The following is a 16,366-nucleotide window of genomic DNA, read 5'->3' as shown; positions in this document are numbered from 1 at the left end:
CGGGGGCGGTCGGTCGACTGGACCGACCGCCCCCGCCACCGGCGGTGGGACGGGCTACTGACCCGAGCTCATCTGGCTGTTCGCGTCCTCGAGGGCCGACTTGACGTCGGACTCGCTGACGGAACCGCCCTGGGCTGCGGTGGCGAGGAGGTTCTTGATCGCGGTGCCGACCAAGGTCTCCATCTGTCCCTCGGAGGGGTAGAGGGGCATGGGCTGGGCGTGGTCCTCGAGGATCTCCTGCTTCAGCTTGATCGTGTCCGACTGGAACGCCGGGTCGTCGTAGGCACCGGTCACGACGGGCAGCGAGCTGAACGACTTGTTCAGGTAGACCTGCTCGTCGTCGCTGGTGAGGTGCTTCACGAAGTCGATCGCCGCCTCCTTGTTGTCCGAGTTCTCGAACACGCTGACGTTGATCCCGGCGACGTGGCTCTGGGTGCCCAGCAGTCCGGTGGCGTCGGCGGTCTCCATGGGCACCGGTGCCACCGCGTACCCGGTGAAGTCCCGCGCCGCGAGGTTGGCGTCAGGGGCCTGGTCGAAGAACATCGCGGCTCCACCGTCGGCGAAGGTCGCGGCCATGTCGGAGCCGTTCACGCTCTCGGCGTCCGAGGGCGAGACCACCTTGTCGACGGCCATCAGGTCCACCCACTGCTTCACGCCGGTGACGACGCCGTCGTTGCCGAAGTCGGGGTTGCCCTCGTCGTCGTACAGCGAGCCGCCGTTCTGCAGGCCGCGGACGAACGCCTGGTGGGCGTTGTTCGAGATGCTCGACCCGGCCATGGTGACGCCCCACTGGTCGATCGTGCCGTCGCCGTCGGTGTCGACCGTCAGCTTCTTGGCGTCCTCGACGAACTCGTCCCAGGTGGCGGGCGGCGTGGTGATGCCGGCTGCCTCGAACATGGCGGTGTTGTAGTACAGCGAGTACGACAGGCCGTAGATCGGCACCGACGTCGGGGCCTGGCCCTCGGCACCGCCGGTCGCGAAGCTCGACTGGACGAAGCGGTCCTGACCGCCGATCGCCTCGAGGGCGTCGCCCTCCCACGGCACGAACGCGCCGCTGGACTGCAGCGAGACCGCCCAGGTGTTGCCGATGTTGAGGACGTCGGGGCCTTCACCGCTCGAGACGGCGGTGAGGATGCGGTTGTAGAGGTCCGACCACGGGATGACCTCGAGGTCGACCTTGACGCCGGTCTCCTCGGTGTAGCGGTCGATGCTCTCTTGCAGGATCTCGGCGTCCTTCTCGACCGTGGGGGCCTGGTTGCTGGCCCAGTAGGTGATGGTGTCGGCGTCGCCGCTGCCGCCCGAGGCGCTGCAGGCGGTCATCGATCCGACCGAGAGGGCTCCGACCGCGAGTGCGGCGAGCCAACGGAACTTGGTGTGCATGACTTCTCCTGGTGTCTCTTCTTCGAGATTTCTCTTCATCGAGTGAGGGAAGGGGTGGTGCAGGGGGTTCGTGGTGCTGTGGTGACTCCGGTGGTGCGGGTGGTGCGCTCGGGGGTGGACGGGTGAGGAGGCGCGGTGCCGGCGTCGAGGAGGCGCCGGCACCGCACCGGGTCAGCCGAGGGTCGGGGCCGAGGGGTCCCAGCTCTCGGGCAGTTCGGGTGTCGGCTCGAGGGTCGAGTCGACGCGGACGCTCTCGTCGCGTTCGGCGGACTCGGCGAGCGAGACCATGACGTCGAGGACGTGGAAGGCGAGCTCGCCGGGCACGCGCTCACGGCGGCCCTCGCGGATCGCTTGGGCGAGTTCGGCGACGCCGGTGCCGCGGGTGAAGGTCGAGCCCGTGGCCGCGACGACCGCCGGCTCGTCGGTGCCGGTGTGGACCGTCGTGTCGCCCTCGAACTCGTTCGGGTCGGGGAACACGGCCGTGCCCTCGGTGCCGGCGATCTCGACGAAGCCGGCGCGCGCCAGCTTCGAGTCGAAGCTGAAGACGGCCTGCGCGCTGGCACCGCTCTCGAACTGCAGCAGGGCGCTGACGTGCGTGGGCACCTCGACGGGGAACACCGTGCCGGCCTTGGGCCCCGAGCCGATGACGCGGCTGTCGCGCGCCTTCGACGCCGTGGCCGTGACCTTCGCGACGGGTCCGAAGACCTGGACGAGCGTGGTCAGGTAGTACGGGCCGACGTCGAACATCGGACCGGCACCGTAGGCGAAGAGGAACTCGGGGCTCGGGTGCCACGACTCGGGCCCGGGCACCTGGAAGAGTGCGAGACCGGTCAGGGGAGTGCCGATGTCGCCGCGCTTCACGACCCGGAGGCCGGTCTGCAGGCCGGCACCGAGGAAGGTGTCGGGGGCGACCGCCACGCGGACGCCGGCCTCCTTCGCGGCCGCCAGCAGCCGGGCGCCGCTCTCGCGGTCGAGCGCGTAGGGCTTCTCGCCCCAGACGTGCTTGCCGGCGGCGACGGCCCGCAGGGCCACGTCGACGTGGGCCGCCGGGATCGTCAGGTTGACGACGATCTCGACGTCGTCGAGGGCGAGCAGCTCGTCGACCGTGCCGCTGGCGGGGACGCCCCACTTCTCGGCCTGGGCCGCGGCGCGGTCCTGGTCGATGTCGGCGATGAAGAGGACCTTCAGGTCGGGGAACTGCGTGAGGTTGCCGAGGTACTGGTCGCTGATCACGCCGGCGCCGATGACCCCGACTCCGACCGGGCCGGTCTTGCCGTCGGAGGCGACGGCGGGTCGCGAGGCCGTGGTCACGTCGCTCATGCGCGGACCCCCTGGAGGAACTCGAGGCTGTCGGCGAGCGCGGTGAAGACGTCACCGGCGTGGTCGTCGAGCTCGACGACGGGCGTGGCCTGGCGGGCCGCCTGCAGGATGTCGCGGACGGGCATGGAGCCGCGGCCGACGGCGACCTGCTCGACGTCGTTCTTGTTCTTCGGGCCGTCCTTCACGTGGAGGAACTGCACCTTGTCGCCGAGGCGGGCGAGCAGCTCGGCGGCGTCGACGCCGCCGACCTCGACCCAGTAGGTGTCGATCTCGAGCACGACGTTCGCGGGCAGGGCCGCTGCGAACACCTCGAGGGCGGGGGTGCCGTCGATCAGGTTCTCGAGCTCGAAGGCGTGGTTGTGGTAGCCGATGGTGAGGTCGTGGGCGGCGGCCGCGTCGGCGATCTCACCGAGCTCCTTCGCGATGCCCTCGACGTCCTCGCGGGTGACCCAGCGGGTCTCGTCGATGTGCGGGTCGATGATCGTGCCGACGCCGAGGCGGGTGGCGGCGGCGAAGATCGGCTCGAGGTCCTTGCCGATCAGGCCGACGTGCGCACTGGGCGCCGTGAGCCCGGCGGCGGGCAGGGCCTCGGCGTACTCGTCGACTCGGTCGACGAACGCGTAGGGCTCGACCTGGGTGTAGCCGAGGTCGGCGATGCGCTTCAGGGTGCCGGGCAGGTCGGCGGCGATGGCGTCTCTGACCGTGTAGAGCTGGACCGAGATCGGGCTTGCGGTGGTCACCAGGGGTGTCTCCTCTTCCGAGTGGATGTGCGACGGTGACGGGCACCGTCGGGGACTCTCAGCGGTCGAGCCGTCGACCGGTCACCCCCGGAAGAGTGGCGGTCGGCGTCGACCGAGACTCACCATAGGACCGCTTCTGTCGACCCGCAAGCAAAAGTCGACGTTTTTTCGGCGAGGTTCTCTCGGCCGTCGTCGGGGGCTGTGGTTTACTGCTGCCATGTCCGACACGACGCGGTCGTCCGCCCTCGGCAGCACGGGAGCCAGCGAGATCTTCCAGCTGCTCCGCGACGGCGCGCCGCGCACCCGGGCCGAGCTCGCGGCGATGACCGGCCTCGCCCGATCGACCATCGGCCTGCGACTCGACGTCCTGGCCGAGCTCGGTCTCGTCGGCCCCTACGCCGACGCCGTCTCGACCGGCGGTCGCCCTCCCTCGCGAGTGGCCCTCGTCCCGTCGGCCCGCGTCGTCCTGGCCGCCGACTTCGGAGCCGGCCACGTCAACCTCGCCCTGACCGACCTGATGGGCGTCGAGCTGACCAGCGACCGTCGCCTGATCGACATCGCCGACGGGCCCGAGACGACCCTCGGCGGCATGGTCACCGGGGCGGACGCCCTGCTCGACCGGCTCGGTCGCACCCGCGACGACCTGATCGGCATCGGCATCGGCCTGCCCGGCCCCGTGCAGTTCAGCACGGGGCGACCGGTCAACCCGCCGATCATGCCCGGCTGGGACGGCTTCGACGTGCCGGGGTGGGTCAGACGTCACCTCGACGTGCCCGTCCTCGTCGACAACGACGTCAACATCATGGCCCTGGGCGAGCGCAGCCACGCGTGGCCGGGCACCGACCACTTCCTGTTCGTCAAGGTCGCCACCGGCATCGGCTCGGGCATCATCTCGGGCGGCCGCCTGCAGCGTGGCGCCCAGGGCATCGCGGGCGACATCGGCCACGTGCAGATCCCCCGCGGGGCCGGCGTCGTCTGCCACTGCGGCAACGTCGGCTGCCTCGAGGCCGTCGCCTCGGGCCCGGCCCTCGCCCGCTCGCTGCGGGCCCTCGGCCACGACTGCGAGGGGGGCCGCCAGGTCGTCGAGCTCGTCCGGGCCGGAAACCTCGACGCGGTGCAGGCCGTGCGGCAGGCGGGTCGCGACCTCGGCGAGGTGCTGACCGCCTGCGTCAACATGATCAATCCCTCGGTCATCGCGATCGGCGGCTCGATGGCGCAGGCCGGCGAGCACCTGCTGGCCGGCGTGCGCGAGGTCGTCTACCAGCGCTCGATGCCGCTCGCGACCGAGCACCTGAGCATCGTGCCGTCCCGGGCGGGCGACCGGGCGGGACTCATGGGGGCGAGCATGCTCGCCATCCACCACGCCCTCTCCCCCGCCGCGATCGACGAGCTCGCCGCCGCCGTCTGAGCACGCACACCCGGCGCGCGCCTCCTGGTCCACGACACGAGGAGGGGCGGGTGTCGTCCCCACGCCCGTCGCGAGGGACAATGGTCACCATGACCGTCGTCCAACCCATGCTCGCCCTGTGGGACGACGACGAGCCCGAGACCCCCGCCGCGCCTCCTGCGCACCTGACGCGCGTGCTGGCCGACTCGTCGGACCGCATCGCGTGGCTCCGGGCCCGCAGCCAGGGCATCACGGCCACCGACGTCGCCCGGCTCTCGAGCCCGCGGGCCGTGCAGGCCGTCGTGCTCGACAAGCTCTACGGCAACGGCTTCGGCGGCAACGCCTACACCGACCACGGACGGGCGCGTGAGCCCGAGATCGCCCGGTGGGTGCTGCAGCGGCACGGCATCGAGTCCAGCCAGAAGCTCTTCCACGCCGCAGGTCAGCGGCGGCACCTGGCCACCCCCGACGGCGTGACCGTCCGCACGGACGGCACCGTCGAGCTCTGCGAGATCAAGACGACGAAGAAGGCCTGGTCGTCGATCCCCCGCTCGTACCTGCGACAGGTCGCGTGGCAGCAGTACGTGCTGGGCGCCGAGCGCACCCTCGTGGTGTGGGAGCAGCACACCGACTTCGTGCCCGTGCACGGCGACCCGCAGTGCCGCTGGGTCGAGCGCGACGAGGACGAGATCCACCGCCTCGTGGCCCTCGCGGACCAGGTGCTCGACACGCTCGCGCGGCAGGCGCCCGTCGACCCCTTCGCCCCGGGCGGCCGGGCTTCGGCGCCGCCGCCGCCCGACGCCTACGAGGCCTACGAACCCCCGCCCTACGACCCGCTGCGCTGAGGCACGGGCCGATCCGGGTCGAGCAGGCGCAGCCGTGACGCCGCCACGACGAGCGCCCCGATCACCGTGACCGAGACGGCGATGCCCGCACACCAGAGGGCCACGACACCCCCGCCGAGGGTCGCCACGTCGAGGAACGGATACGGCACGAAGTCGGCGCCACGAGCCAGCACGACGACCACCCAGACCAGCGGGAACGCCAGGAACTGCCACACCCGCCGCCACGGCTGACGGTCGCGGTCGGCGAAGACGACCCAGTCGAGCACCACGTAGAGCGGGATCACCCGGTGGAAGACGTCGCTCGCCCACCCCAGCGTGTAGGGGTCGTCCGAGGGCAACCCGGCCAGCAGAAGGTTGAAGACCAGCCCGGTCAGCGCGATGTAGGTGGTGGCGCCGGCCCGCAGCGCGACCGTCCAGCGGGGCGGTGTCGCGCGACGCAGGACCGTGAACGCGCCGACCGACAGGGCGACCAACACGATCAGGTTGCTCTGGATCGTGAAGTACCCGAAGAAGTCGACGAACCGGTACCCCGGGTCGCGCAGGCTGTTCTCCCACTGCGCGACGACGGCGACGAGGACCGCGACCGCAGCCGCGACGCGCAGGACGGCGACCGATGCTCTCATGACCACACCGTACCCATCGTTTCCCGGTCGGTGACACCCGCGAAACACGGGTGACTCATCCGTCCCGTTGACTGGCGTCACCACCGCGCCCGAGCCACGGCGCGCACGAGCCGACAGGGGCTGCCGATGGACAGGACGATGCACACGACGATGCGTGCGATGGTGATCGAGCGGACCGGGGGTCCCGAGCAGCTCGTGGCCGCCGACGTGCCCTACCCGCGACGGGTCAACGCCGAGGTCCTCGTGCGCGTCGTCGCCGCCGGCGTCAACCGTTTCGACCTCGAGACGCGGGCCGGTCGCGGCGACAGCGACGCCATCCCGGCGTTCCCGGCCGTGCTGGGCCACGACTTCAGCGGCGTCGTCGTCGAGACGCCGTACGCCGCCCATCCGCTCAGTCCGGGTGACGCCGTCTACGGCATGGCCCCGTGCCCGCGCTCGGGCGGCAGCTACGCCGAGTACATCAGCGTCCCGTCGCTCTCGGTGGCCCGGAAGCCCGCGGCCCTGTCGCACCTCGAGGCCGCCGCGGTGCCGCTCGCGGCGCTCACGGCCTGGGGGATGGTCGTGGACGTCGCCAAGGCCCACGAGGGCCAGCGCCTGCTGATCAACGCCGGCGCGGGCGGGGTGGGGCACTTCGCCGTGCAGTTCGCCTCGTACTTCGGCGCGCACGTGGTCGCGACCGGTTCGCAGGGCAACTCGGCCTGGCTGCGCGAGCTCGGCGCTGCCGAGGTCGTCGACTACGGCGCGGCCGACGTCGACCGGAGCGTCCGCCAGGTCGACGTCGTGATCAACCTGGTCGACGACGACGTCGAGGCCGATCGGTCGCTGAGGTTGCTCCGCCCCGGAGGACTCGCCGTCCACGCACCGCTCGCCTCGGGCGCCGCCTTCGCGGAGAAGGCCGCGCAGGCCGGCATCCGGTCGACCGGGTTCGCCGTCTCCCCCGACGGGGCGACGCTCGCGGTCATCTCGCGACTGCTCGACTCGGGGGACGTCCGGGTCTACGTCGACGAGGTCTACGACCTGGCCGACGCCCGCGACGCCCACACGCGCCTCGAACGGTCGCACACCCGCGGCAAGCTCGTGCTGCGCGTCGCCGACGACACCGAAGCCGCCTGACCCGGCCACCGGACGGGGACGCCGTCGACCGGCGTCAGTGCGCCTAGATGCGACGCTCGAGGACGAAGTCCTGCTGCAGGTCGTCGCCGAGGGCGAAGGTCTTCGTCCCGACCCGCACGAGTCCGTGCTTGGCGTAGAAGCGCAGCGCACGCTCGTTCTGCTGGTTGACGCCGAGCCACACCGAGGAGGCGCCGGTCGCGCGGGCTGCCTCGAGGGTCGCGGCCATCAGGGTCGAGGCCGCACCGGTGCCGTGGCCCTGGGGCATGACGTAGAACTTGCTCAGCTCGACGGTCGGACGGGACGAGACGGCCGCCGCGACGTCGGCGTCGTCCGGATCGCCCGCGACCATCATGCTGTAGCCGAGGGCGCCCTGGGCCGTGGGGTCCACGGCCAGCAGGACGATGCGGGTGTCGTCGGCGAGGTACCTCGCGAAGGCGTCCTCCGACAGCACCGTGGTGACGACCCGGGCGATGTCGGCGAGGTCCGACCCGGGCGGGCACGCGAGCGGGAAGGTCACCGCGGCGACCTCGGCGAGCAGGGCGGCGTCGGTCGGGAGGGCGGGGCGCACGGTGACGGTCATCTGCCCATGGTGCCCCACCCGCGCCTCCTCACCCGACCACCGACCGGGTGACGACGACGAAGGCCGCCCCACTCGAGAGTGGGACGGCCTTCGGGCGACGCGAGGTCTTCGGGGTCGGGTGGACCTAGAAGACGTTGATGTCGAGGGGGATGCCGGGACCGAAGGTCGTCGACAGCGTGCCCTTGGTGATGTAGCGGCCCTTGGACGAGGACGGCTTCAGACGGACGACCTCTTCGAGGGCGGCGTCGAGGTTGGTGTTCAGCTGCTCTTCCGAGAAACCGGCCTTGCCGATGACGAAGTGCACGTTGCTGTGCTTGTCGACACGGAACTCGATCTTTCCGCCCTTGATGTCGTTCACGGCCTGCGCGACGTTGGGGGTCACGGTGCCGGTCTTCGGGTTGGGCATGAGGCCACGAGGGCCGAGCACCTTGCCGAGACGACCGACCTTGCCCATGAGCTCGGGGGTCGAGACGGCCGAGTCGAACGACGTGTAGCCGCCGGCGACCTTCTCGATGAGCTCGTCGCCACCGACCTCGTCGGCGCCGGCCGCGATGGCGGCCTCGGCGGCAGCACCCGTCGCGAAGACGATGACGCGGGCGGTCTTGCCCGTGCCGTGCGGCAGGATGACGGTGCCGCGCACCATCTGGTCGGCCTTGCGGGGGTCGACGCCGAGCTTCAACGCGACCTCGACGGTCGAGTCGAACTTCTTCGAGCCGGTCTCGCGAGCGACGGCGACGGCCTCGCTGGTGCTGTAGAACTTGCCTGCCTCGATCTTCTCGGCAGCGGCGCGGTACGCCTTGGACTTCTGAGCCATGTTGGACCTCTTCGTACTGGGGACGTGGTTGCGAGCCTGGCCGGCTCTCCCACTGATGTCAGGGTCGTGCAGGCGGGTCGCCTGCACGGAGGGGTGCTGCTTAGGCGTCGACCGTGATGCCCATGGAACGGGCGGTGCCGGCGATGATCTTCGCCGCGGCGTCGATGTCGTTGGCGTTCAGGTCGGCCTGCTTGGTCGTCGCGATCTCGCGCACCTGGTCCATGGTCAGCTTGCCGACCTTGGTGGTGTGCGGGGTACCCGAACCCTTGGCGACGCCGGCAGCCTTCTTGATGAGCTCGGCGGCGGGCGGGGTCTTCAGGATGAACGTGAACGAGCGGTCTTCGTAGACCGTGATCTCGACGGGGACGACGTTGCCGCGCTGCGACTCGGTCGCCGCGTTGTACGCCTTGCAGAACTCCATGATGTTCACGCCGTGCTGACCCAGGGCCGGGCCGATGGGCGGGGCGGGGTTCGCGGCGCCGGCGTTGATCTGAAGCTTGATCAGACCCGTGACCTTCTTTTTCGGTGCCATTGTTCTTTTCCTTCTTGTGGGGTTCGAGCCGATCGCGGTCGCGACCTGCTCTCCCGGTGGCCCGCGGCGCGGACTCCGGTGATCTGAAAACTGGGGGGGTGCCTGCTAGAGCTTGGTGACCTGGTCGAAGCTGAGCTCGACCGGCGTCTCGCGCTCGAACAGCGAGACCAGCACGGTGAGCTTGCCGCTCTCGGGCTTGATCTCGTTGATCGTACCGGGAAGTCCGGCGAACGACCCCTCTTTGATCGTGATCGTCTCGCCGATCTCGAAGTCGACCTCGGCGGGGATGACCCGCTGGGCCTGCTTGCCGCCCTTGGCGCCGCCCTTGGCGGGGGCCGGGGTCGTGTCGACCTGGACGAGGCTCTTCAGCATGTTGAAGGCCTCTTCGAAACGCAGCGGCGTCGGGTTGTGGGCGTTGCCCACGAAGCCGGTGACGCCGGGGGTGTGACGGACGACGGACCAGCTGTCCTCGTTGAGGTCGAGACGCACGAGCACGTAGCCGGGGATGCGGACACGGGTGACGAGCTTGCGCTGCCCGTTCTTGATCTCGACGACGTCTTCCATGGGGACCTCTACCTGGTAGATGTAGTCCTCCATGGTCATCGAGACCATGCGGTTCTCGATGTTCTGCTTCACGCGACGCTCGAAGCCGGCGTACGAGTGGATGACGTACCACTTGCCGGGCTTGCCGCGCAGCTCGTAGCGGAAGGCCTCGTAGGGGTCGACCTCGGCGGGCTCGTCGTCCTCGACCTCGGTGGCGGACACGTCGACGTCGACGTCGTCGTGCGCGATCTCGGCGTCGGCGTCCTGGACGGACTGCTCGGCCTCGGCGATGATGGCGTCAGCGCCGGCGGCGTCGCCCTCGTCGGCGGCCTGCTCGGCCTCGGAGTCGGCCTCGTCGTCGGTCGCCTCGACGGCGGCTTCGGCCTCGAAGGCGTCGTCGATGTCGAGGGCGTCGTCGACGATCGCGTCGGCCTCGGGGTCGCGCGCCTCGGCCAACGTGTCGAGCAGACCGTCGAGGTCGCTCGTGTCGGTCGAACCGGCGTCGCCCTCGTCGACGACCGAGAGGGCCTCGGACTCGGCGGGCTCGACGGCGTCCTCGTCGGCGGCCAGCGTGCCGCCCTCTTGGGCCTCTTCGACCTCGGAGGACTGCTCGGCAGCGGTGGCGAGGTCGATGTCGTCGCGCTCGTTGTCAGGCAAGGGTTCTTCTTTCGATCGGGGTTGTCGGGTGCACGTGCTCGGTGGCACGGGACCCGCTCACGTGGTGCTCGGGGAGTCGGCCGGTGGGTGGCGCGTCAGCTGCCGGTGGGGCCGTTGCCGAAGACGTAGCCGACGCCGGTGCCGAACACCAGGTCGAGCAAGGAGACGAGGGCCATCATGATGACCACGAACACCAGCACGACGCCGGTGTAGCTCAGCAGCTCTTTGCGGGTCGGCGTGACGACCTTCTTGAGCTCGGCGATCACCTGGCGGATGAACAACGCGATGCGGGCGAAGGGGCTGCGGCGCGTCGCACCGTCGCTCTTCGCCTTCTCGACGACGTCTTCACTGGGGACGTCAACGTCTTTTCTCGCCACTGTTCCGACCTTCCGAGCTCGGCCCGAGGGCCTGTGTCCGTATCTGTGTGTGATCACCGTGTCATGAAGAACACAGCCGGGCTGCAGGGCGGACAGGACTCGAACCTGCAACCTGCGGTTTTGGAGACCGCTGCTCTACCAATTGAGCCACCGCCCTATGGGATCGACGCCGTTCAGATGACCTCTCGGCCGGACCCGGGGGTCCTGCCTCTCGCAACCGGCTGTTGGTGAACCGGACTGCAGAGGCGCGCTGAAGCTAGGCGGATTCGATCGCCTCATCAAGTGTAGGCGAAGCGGCGGGCGGGTGCAAAGCCGGGCCGTGCCGCACCCGGAGCCCCTGCCCGGACCGGCCCGGTCCGGCCCGCCGGCGCCCCGCTAGGCTGACCCGCGTGACCCCGACCGTGCGCCGTCTCTCGTCCCGTATCTCGTCGATCGCCGAATCGGCCACGCTGGCCGTCGACGCGAAGGCCAAGTCCCTGCTGGCCCAGGGCCGACCGATCATCAGCTACGGCCCGGGCGAGCCCAACTTCCCCACGCCCGACCACATCGTCGAGGCGGCCGTCGTCGCCGCCCGCGACCCGCGCAACCACCGCTACTCGGCGGCGGCCGGCCTGCCCGACCTGCGCGAGGCGATCGTCGAGAAGACCCGACGCGACAGCGGCACCACGGTGTCGACGTCGCAGGTGATCGTCACGAACGGTGGCAAGCAGGCCGTCTACCAGGCCTTCCAGGCGCTGCTCGACGACGGCGACGAGGCCCTCCTGCCCGCGCCCTACTGGACGACCTACCCCGAGGCCATCGCCCTGGCCGGCGGCGTGACCGTCGAGGTCTTCGCCGGCGCCGACCAGGGCTACAAGGTCACCGTCGACCAGCTCGAGGCCGCCCGCACCGAACGCACCAAGGTGTTGCTGTTCTGCTCGCCGTCGAACCCGACCGGCGCCGTCTACTCGCCCGACGAGGTCGAGGCCATCGGTCGATGGGCCCTCGAGGCCGGCGTCTGGGTGATCACCGACGAGATCTACCAGAACCTCACCTACGACGGCGTGACGGCCACCTCGATCACCGAGGCCGTGCCCGACCTGGCCGACCAGGCGATCCTCGTCAACGGCGTCGCCAAGACCTACGCCATGACCGGGTGGCGGGTCGGCTGGATGATCGGCCCGACCGACGTCATCAAGGGTGCCGCGAACCTCCAGTCTCACCTCACCTCGAACGTCTCGAACGTGTCGCAACGCGCGGCCCTGGCGGCGCTCACCGGCCCGCAGGACGAGGTCGAGGCCATGCGCGTCGCCTTCGACGCCCGCCGCGGCACGATCGTGCGCGAGCTCAACCGGATCGACGGCGTCGTCACCCCGACTCCCGAGGGCGCCTTCTACGTCTACCCCGACGTGCAGGGCCTGCTCGGTCGCGAGTGGGGCGGAGTGACGCCCACCACGTCACTCGAGCTGGCCGACCTCATCCTCGAACAGGCCGACGTCGCCACCGTGCCCGGCGAGGCCTTCGGCCCCAGCGGTTACCTCCGCCTGTCGTACGCGCTCGGCGACGACGAGCTGCTCGAGGGCGTTCGTCGCCTTCAGCGCCTGTTCGCCTGACCCCTCCCGCACCACCCCGAGGCCGGGTCCACCGATCGGTGGACCCGGCCTCGACCGGTCGGGCCTGGTGCCCGGGGCCGCCACGGCGCACGCTGGAGCCATGACACCCGATCCCGTCGTGCGAGTGCACGAGCTCACCAAGACCTACGGCACCGCGACCGCCCTGCACGGCCTCTCGTTCGAGGTGGCCGCGGGCGAGACCCTCGGCCTGCTCGGCCCCAACGGTGCCGGCAAGTCGACCACCATCGAGATCCTCGAGGGCTACCGCGACCGGTCCGGCGGCGACGTGTCGGTCCTGGGCGCCGACCCGCAGCACGGCGGTCTCGACTGGAAGGCACGCCTCGGCATCGTGCTGCAGACGTCCGGCGAGCAGGGGACGGCCACGGTGCGCGAGCAGATCGCCCACTTCGCGGGCTTCTACCCGAACCCGCGCGACGTCGACGAGGTCATCGCGGCGGTCGGCCTCGAGGCGAAGGCGGGCGCCCGCATCCGGTCGTTGTCCGGTGGGCAGCGGCGCCGCGTCGACGTGGCGCTGGGCGTCGTGGGTGGTCCCGAGTTGCTCTTCCTCGACGAGCCGACCACGGGCTTCGACCCCGAGGCCCGGCGACAGTTCTGGCAGCTGATCCGGTCGCTGTCGGACGACGGCACGAGCATCGTCCTCACCACGCACTACCTCGACGAGGCGGCCCAGTTGAGCGACCGCGTCGCGGTGATCGCCCAGGGCCGGCTCGTCGCCCAGGGGCGACCCGACGAGCTCGGGGACGAGGAGGCGCGCACGCCTCACGTCACCTGGGTCGACGAGCACGGACGGCACGACGTCCGCACCACCGAACCGGGCGCCCTGGTCGCCGACCTGCACGCCCGCGGAGGCGAACCCCGCTCGCTCGAGGTGATCCGGCCGTCCCTGGAGGACGTGTACCTCGGGCTGGTCGCGACCGCCGAGCGGGCCGCGGACGGGACCCCGGACGCGACCGCGGCCGGGGACGGGCACCGCGCCTCCTCGTCCGGTGTGATCTCGTGAGGACCCTCGCGCTCGGCCTGAGCCGCACCCGGTACGAGGTCCGGGGGTACTTCCGGGCCGGCGACACCGTCTTCTTCACGTTCCTGTTCCCGGTGGTGATGCTCGCGATCTTCTCGACGGCCTTTAGCGCGTCGGGCTCGTTCGGCACCCGGCCGGACGGCTCCGAGGTCGGAGCCGCCGCGTTCTACCTCCCGGGCATGATCGCCGCCGGCATCCTGCTCTCGGGCGTGCAGAACCTCGCCGTCGACATCGCCCTCGAGCGCGGCGACGGCACCCTGAAACGGCTCTCGGGGACTCCCCTGCCGGTCGGGTCGTACTTCGCGGGCAAGTTCGGTCAGGTGCTCGTCACGAGCCTGCTGCAGGTGGCGCTGCTCGTGCTGGTCGCGCGCGTGGTCTTCGGCGTGCCGTTGCCGACCGAGGCCGGGTCGTGGCTGACGCTCGCCTGGGTCTACCTGCTCGGCATCGCGACCTCGGCGCTGGTCGGCATCGCCCTCTCTCGCGTGCCCCGCAGCGGCAAGAGCGCCACGGCCGTGATCGTCCCGATCACGCTGGTGCTGCAGTTCATCTCGGGGGTCTACCTGCCGTTCACCCAGCTGCCCGACTGGCTGCAGTCGGTGGCCTCGGTCTTCCCCCTGAAGTGGCTGGCGCAGGGCATGCGCAGCGTGTTCCTGCCCGACGCGTTCTCGGCCGGCGAGGCCGGCGGCTCGTGGGACCTGCCCGGCGTCGCCCTCTGGCTGGCGGTCTGGCTCGTCGCCGGTGCCGTCGCCTCACTGCTGACCTTCCGCTGGATCAGGAAGGACACCTGACCCGTGGACGGGCACCGGTCCCCCGCCGACCGGCGTCGGCCCCGACGACCGGCGCCTGCCGCTAGCGTGAACGACATGGACGACACCGGCGAGCGGGCCGAGGCCGGGGCATCCGCCCGGTCGGGCACCGCGATCTCGATGCGCTGGTGGGACGCCGGCCTGGCGGTCACCGTCGTCGTGATGGTCGTCCTCGCCACGACCTCGTCGAGCGGACGGGTGACGGCGTCGTTCGTCGCCGTCGGACTGCTGACGGCCGTGTGGTTCGTCCTCGCCCGGCCCGTGGTCCGTCGCGACGACCACCTGCTGTCGCTCCCGGCCGTCGCGGCGGTGGCCGCCGTCGTGGCCGTGGGTGGCCTCGCCGTCGCCGCCACCCCCGAGCTCGCGGTCGTGCAGGCGTTCCTCATGCCGCTGATCTGGACCCTGCTGCCCGGCACCCGGTCCGCGATCGTCGCCAACGTCTGCCTGTGCGTCGCCATCTCGGTCGGGTTCGTCGTCAGCCTCGGCTGGTCGGCCGAGGCCCTCGCGACGGCCGCCACCAGCGAGGGCCTCTCGCTCGTGTTCAGCATCGCGCTCGGGCTGTGGATCACCACGATCGCCCGCGTCGGAGCCGAGCGCGGCCGCCTGCTCGACGAGCTGCGCGAGGCGCAGGCCGAACTCGCCGCCCGCCACCGCGACGCCGGCACGAGCGCCGAACGCGAACGGCTGGCCCGCGAGATCCACGACACGATCGCCCAGAGCCTGACCGGGGTCGTCATGCTCGCCCAACAGACCCGGGGCGCCCTCGCGGCCGGCGACCTGACGACCACCCGCGAACGGCTCGACGTGATCGAGACCGCCGCCCGCGAAGCCCTCACCGAGGCCCGCACCCTCGTCGCGGCGACCGCGTCGTCCGGCCCGGCCGGCACCGACGTCGCGGCGGCCCTGCGCCGCCTCGGCCAGCGGTTCGAGCGCGAGAGCGGCATCGACGTGACGGTCGACGCCGCCGAGGTCGAGCTGCCCCGCGACCTGCAGGTCGTGCTGGTGCGGTGCACCCAGGAGGCGCTGGCCAACGTCCGCAAGCACAGCGCCTCGACCGCCGCGCGGGTCACGCTCACGGCCACGACCGGGACGGTGGCGCTGGTCGTCGCCGACGACGGCCACGGGTTCGACCCGACGGTCGCCTCGACAGGTTTCGGGCTCGACGGTCTGCGCGAGCGGCTCCACCTCTCGGGAGGTCGACTCGACGTCTCGTCCGGTGGCGAGGGCACGATCGTCACCGCGCAGGTGCCCCGGGCGGCGGTGACGACCCCGTGACCGCCGCCGGGCCCGCGGACGACGGCGCGACGCCGGCCGTCGACGAGACCTCACCGACAGAGCCTCCCGTCCACCGCACCCTCGTGGCGGACGACCACCCGATCGTGCGGCAGGGCATCGCCGCGCTCCTCGCGACGACGGACGACTTCGTCGTGGTCGGGCAGGCGAGCGACGGCCACGAGGCCGTCGCCCTGGCCGAGTCGCTCGAGCCCGACCTGATCGTGATGGACCTCCGCATGCCGGGCCTCGACGGGGTCGAGGCGACCGAGGCCGTCCTGGCGCGACGCCCGTCCACCCGCGTCGTCGTGCTCACCACCTACGAGTCCGACGACAGCATCCTGCGGGCGATCGAGGTGGGGGCGAGCGGCTACCTGCTCAAGGCCTCGCCCGAGGACGAGCTGTTGGCGGGTCTCCGAGCCGTGGCGGCCGGGCAGGTGGCTCTCGCTCCCGCGATGGCGGCCCGGCTCGTCGGCCGGGCGCGCACCGGCGGTGAGCCCGCGTCGCGCGTGAGCCCGCTGAGTCCCCGCGAGACCGAGGTGCTCGCCCTCGTGGCCGAAGGGTGCTCGAACCGCGAGATCGGGCGCCGGCTCTTCGTCGGCGAGGCGACGGTCAAGACGCACCTGCTGCACGTGTTCGAGAAGCTCGGCGTCAACGACCGGACGCGCGCCGTCACGCTGGCCCTCGAGCTGGGGCACCTGCCGCGTGGCTGACGTCCCGAGCTGCTGACGTGCCGCCTGGCTGAC

At 71.2% G+C, this 16,366-nt stretch carries 17 protein-coding genes and 1 tRNA gene; 8 read left to right on the top strand and 10 right to left on the bottom strand.

The genetic code is table 11. From position 1 onward, the window contains the following. Positions 1-54: 54 nt before the first annotated feature. From ASG28_RS01760 to ASG28_RS01750, 3 genes are all read right to left on the bottom strand, one after another. A complete protein-coding gene (locus ASG28_RS01760; protein ID WP_235477469.1) occupies positions 55-1,419 on the bottom strand; it encodes an ABC transporter substrate-binding protein in 1,365 nt (454 codons plus the stop codon). 132 nt (positions 1,420-1,551) lie between these two features. Further along, entirely contained in the window at positions 1,552-2,700 is a 1,149-nt protein-coding gene (locus tag ASG28_RS01755) for a Gfo/Idh/MocA family protein (protein ID WP_055971332.1), read from the bottom strand. Further along, positions 2,697-3,440: a sugar phosphate isomerase/epimerase family protein gene (locus ASG28_RS01750; RefSeq protein WP_143048581.1), complete on the bottom strand. Its 744-nt coding sequence runs from the start codon at positions 3,438-3,440 to the stop codon at positions 2,697-2,699. The genes ASG28_RS01755 and ASG28_RS01750 overlap by 4 nt, the downstream gene beginning before the upstream one ends. 217 nt (positions 3,441-3,657) lie before the next feature. Between ASG28_RS01750 and ASG28_RS01745 the strand changes: the two genes are divergently transcribed. After that, positions 3,658-4,848: an ROK family transcriptional regulator gene (locus ASG28_RS01745; RefSeq protein WP_055971329.1), complete on the top strand. Its 1,191-nt coding sequence runs from the start codon at positions 3,658-3,660 to the stop codon at positions 4,846-4,848. Between the two features lie 89 nt (positions 4,849-4,937). After that, a complete protein-coding gene (locus ASG28_RS01740; protein WP_235451041.1) occupies positions 4,938-5,672 on the top strand; it encodes a YqaJ viral recombinase family protein in 735 nt (244 codons plus the stop codon). Here ASG28_RS01740 and ASG28_RS01735 read toward each other — a convergent pair. Beyond that, positions 5,654-6,295 carry a Pr6Pr family membrane protein gene (locus ASG28_RS01735; protein WP_157485607.1) on the bottom strand — a complete coding sequence of 214 codons (642 nt, stop codon included), beginning with the start codon at positions 6,293-6,295 and terminating at the stop codon, positions 5,654-5,656. The two genes, ASG28_RS01740 and ASG28_RS01735, sit on opposite strands and share 19 nt — an antisense overlap. A 159-nt stretch (positions 6,296-6,454) precedes the next feature. Between ASG28_RS01735 and ASG28_RS01730 the strand changes: the two genes are divergently transcribed. After that, positions 6,455-7,408, top strand: coding sequence for an NADP-dependent oxidoreductase (locus ASG28_RS01730; RefSeq protein WP_442855983.1), 954 nt, complete (start codon positions 6,455-6,457; stop codon positions 7,406-7,408). Positions 7,409-7,451: 43 nt separating this feature from the next. On the opposite strand, the gene ASG28_RS01725 is transcribed toward ASG28_RS01730, so the two are convergent. The 6 genes from ASG28_RS01725 to ASG28_RS01700 all read right to left on the bottom strand — a co-directional run bounded on the left by ASG28_RS01725 (position 7,452) and on the right by ASG28_RS01700 (position 11,068). Further along, entirely contained in the window at positions 7,452-7,988 is a 537-nt protein-coding gene (locus ASG28_RS01725) for a GNAT family N-acetyltransferase (protein WP_055971323.1), read from the bottom strand. 124 nt (positions 7,989-8,112) lie between these two features. Beyond that, a complete protein-coding gene (gene rplA / locus ASG28_RS01720; protein WP_043592944.1) occupies positions 8,113-8,802 on the bottom strand; it encodes a 50S ribosomal protein L1 in 690 nt (229 codons plus the stop codon). 100 nt (positions 8,803-8,902) lie between these two features. After that, entirely contained in the window at positions 8,903-9,334 is a 432-nt protein-coding gene (rplK, locus tag ASG28_RS01715; protein ID WP_043592945.1) for a 50S ribosomal protein L11, read from the bottom strand. A 105-nt stretch (positions 9,335-9,439) separates the two neighbouring features. After that, positions 9,440-10,534: a transcription termination/antitermination protein NusG gene (gene nusG / locus ASG28_RS01710; RefSeq protein ID WP_055971321.1), complete on the bottom strand. Its 1,095-nt coding sequence runs from the start codon at positions 10,532-10,534 to the stop codon at positions 9,440-9,442. Between the two features lie 95 nt (positions 10,535-10,629). Next, positions 10,630-10,911 carry a preprotein translocase subunit SecE gene (gene secE / locus ASG28_RS01705; RefSeq protein ID WP_043592949.1) on the bottom strand — a complete coding sequence of 94 codons (282 nt, stop codon included), beginning with the start codon at positions 10,909-10,911 and terminating at the stop codon, positions 10,630-10,632. A gap of 84 nt (positions 10,912-10,995) precedes the next feature. Next, a tRNA-Trp gene (locus ASG28_RS01700) sits at positions 10,996-11,068 on the bottom strand. Between the two features lie 232 nt (positions 11,069-11,300). On the opposite strand from ASG28_RS01700, the gene ASG28_RS01695 reads away from it, so the two are divergent. The 5 genes from ASG28_RS01695 to ASG28_RS01675 all read left to right on the top strand — a co-directional run bounded on the left by ASG28_RS01695 (position 11,301) and on the right by ASG28_RS01675 (position 16,333). Further along, the gene (locus ASG28_RS01695) at positions 11,301-12,503 is read left to right on the top strand and encodes a pyridoxal phosphate-dependent aminotransferase (protein ID WP_235477468.1); all 1,203 of its coding nucleotides are present in this window, start codon (positions 11,301-11,303) and stop codon (positions 12,501-12,503) included. 100 nt (positions 12,504-12,603) lie between these two features. Continuing rightward, entirely contained in the window at positions 12,604-13,524 is a 921-nt protein-coding gene (locus ASG28_RS01690; protein WP_055971316.1) for an ABC transporter ATP-binding protein, read from the top strand. Then, the gene (locus ASG28_RS01685; protein ID WP_055971313.1) at positions 13,521-14,330 is read left to right on the top strand and encodes an ABC transporter permease; all 810 of its coding nucleotides are present in this window, start codon (positions 13,521-13,523) and stop codon (positions 14,328-14,330) included. The genes ASG28_RS01690 and ASG28_RS01685 overlap by 4 nt, the downstream gene beginning before the upstream one ends. 75 nt (positions 14,331-14,405) lie before the next feature. Beyond that, on the top strand, positions 14,406-15,623 hold the full coding sequence (locus ASG28_RS01680; protein WP_082454229.1) for a sensor histidine kinase: 1,218 nt from the start codon (positions 14,406-14,408) through the stop codon (positions 15,621-15,623). 83 nt (positions 15,624-15,706) lie between these two features. Next, a complete protein-coding gene (locus tag ASG28_RS01675) occupies positions 15,707-16,333 on the top strand; it encodes a response regulator (RefSeq protein WP_055976695.1) in 627 nt (208 codons plus the stop codon). Positions 16,334-16,366 lie beyond the last annotated feature (33 nt).

The organism is Frigoribacterium sp. Leaf415, assembly GCF_001424645.1.
GTDB lineage: Bacteria > Actinomycetota > Actinomycetes > Actinomycetales > Microbacteriaceae > Frigoribacterium.
This window is presented reverse-complemented; position numbering and strand designations above follow the sequence as displayed.